At 58.9% G+C, this 207-nt stretch carries 1 protein-coding gene; it reads right to left on the minus strand.

What is annotated here, in order from left to right:
• The coding region (locus HJV72_RS19610; protein ID WP_208073565.1) for a hypothetical protein at positions 1–207 on the minus strand (207 nt) is incomplete at both ends.

Below are 207 nucleotides of genomic sequence, written 5' to 3' on the forward strand. Positions count from 1 at the left end.
TCTCCCTGCCCTCGATCGCCGAAAGGATATTGTTTGCGGCGGACGATGCACCGATGCGGAACAGGTCGGTCGTAAGCCACTCCTTACCGAGAATCTCCTCAACGATGGTATAGTAAAGTGCGCCGTCTTCGGCCGTGCGGACTCCCCCGGCAGCCTTGAATCCGACCTTGCGTCCGGTCTTCTCATAGTAATCGCGGATGGCCTGGC

Source organism: Extibacter sp. GGCC_0201 (genome assembly GCF_017566055.1).
In the GTDB taxonomy this organism is placed as follows: domain Bacteria; phylum Bacillota; class Clostridia; order Lachnospirales; family Lachnospiraceae; genus Extibacter.